This window comes from Streptomyces sp. NPDC048331, from assembly GCF_043201215.1.
Classification (GTDB): domain Bacteria; phylum Actinomycetota; class Actinomycetes; order Streptomycetales; family Streptomycetaceae; genus Streptomyces.
Map to the genome: position 1 here is coordinate 1 of NZ_JBICYT010000112.1, position 1,227 is coordinate 1,227.

Below are 1,227 nucleotides of genomic sequence, written 5' to 3' on the forward strand. Positions count from 1 at the left end.
GGGGGCAGCGGGTGGGGGTCAGGGGCATTCTGTGATGTGGTCCGCGTGGTCGGCCCGGCAGGTGTCCGTCTGGGGGCCGCCACGGGCGTAGTCGTTGCCGGCTACTCCGTCGACCGTGTCGATGGTGTCCCGGCCCGTGCCCCCGTCCATGAAGTCGTTGCCGGGGCCGGCGATCAGCTCGTCGTTGCCGTCGCCCCCGTCGACCACGTCGTCGCCTGCGCCCGCGTCGATGGCGTCCGAGCCGTTGCGGCCCTCGATCCGGTCGTCACCGGCGCCGCCCAGGATGCGGTCCCGGCCGCTGGAACCGATCAGTACGTCGCTGCCGGCCCCGCCCGAGAGGAAGTCTGCGCCCTCGCCGCCTTCCAAGGTGTCGTTCGCGCCGCCGCCGTAGAGGGTGTCGTCGCCCAACCCGCCCCCCAGGGTGACGGCCGTGGTCGTGAGGTAGGAGGTCACCTCGTCCGCTTCGTCGCCCGCCTCGACGACGAGCTCGGTGAGGCGGTCGGCGCCGGGGCACACGACCTCGTCGGCGGCGATGCGGACACAGCCACCGGTGGCCACCACACGGTCGGCCGTGTCCCGGACGTGGATCGTGTCACCGGTGCGCCACAGGATGATCGTGTTGCCCACTCCCTCCGCCGCGGTGACCGTGACGAAGGTGCCCGACATCCTCACCAGCGTGCCCGCCGAGGCGTTGCCGGGCCGCTGCCCGACGGGGGTTGTCGCCGCCGCCGGCGCGGCGAGGGCCAGTGTGAGGCCGAGTGCCGCCGCCGCGACGGCGACGCTGTTCCGGCGGGGCGTTGCGTTGCTGTTCATGAGCTGCCTCCTGAAGGCGTTGGGGGATACTCACAGGCTCAGCGTGTCGATCTCCTTCAGTTCCTCCTCCGACAGCGGCCCTCCCTCCAGCGCGCCGAGGTTCTGGTCCAGCTGGTGGACGCCGCTGGCGCCGATGATCACCGAGGAGACCCGGGGATCGCGGAGCACCCAGGTGAGGGCCAGTTGCGACAGGCTCTGCCCGCGCCGGGCCGCCAGATCGCCCAGGGCACGCAGGCGCTCCAGCTTGGCGTGGGCCAGGGCCTCCTCCTTGAGGAAGTGGCCGACGGACATCCGCGATCCGGCGGGCACCTGCCCGGCCAGGTAGCGGCCCGTCAGCAGGCCCTGCGCGAGCGGCGAATAGGCGACCAGGCCCGTGCCGATGGCGGCGGCCGCCTCCAGCAGGCCGCCCTCGGG

2 protein-coding genes are annotated in these 1,227 nt (G+C 73.1%); both read right to left on the minus strand.

Annotated elements, in window-relative coordinates:
- Window positions 1-18: 18 nt before the first annotated feature.
- Entirely contained in the window at window positions 19-813 is a 795-nt protein-coding gene (locus ACGFYY_RS42385; RefSeq protein ID WP_393717997.1) for a calcium-binding protein, read from the minus strand.
- A gap of 30 nt (window positions 814-843) precedes the next feature.
- Window positions 844-1,227: aldo/keto reductase (locus tag ACGFYY_RS42390; protein ID WP_393717999.1), on the minus strand; the 384-nt coding region annotated here is incomplete at its 5' end.

Excerpts from the sequence above, each read along its gene's own strand:
- ACGFYY_RS42385 (WP_393717997.1), bottom strand. The coding sequence starts at position 813 with ATGAACAGCAACGCAACGCCCCGCCGGAACAGCGTCGCCGTCGCGGCG.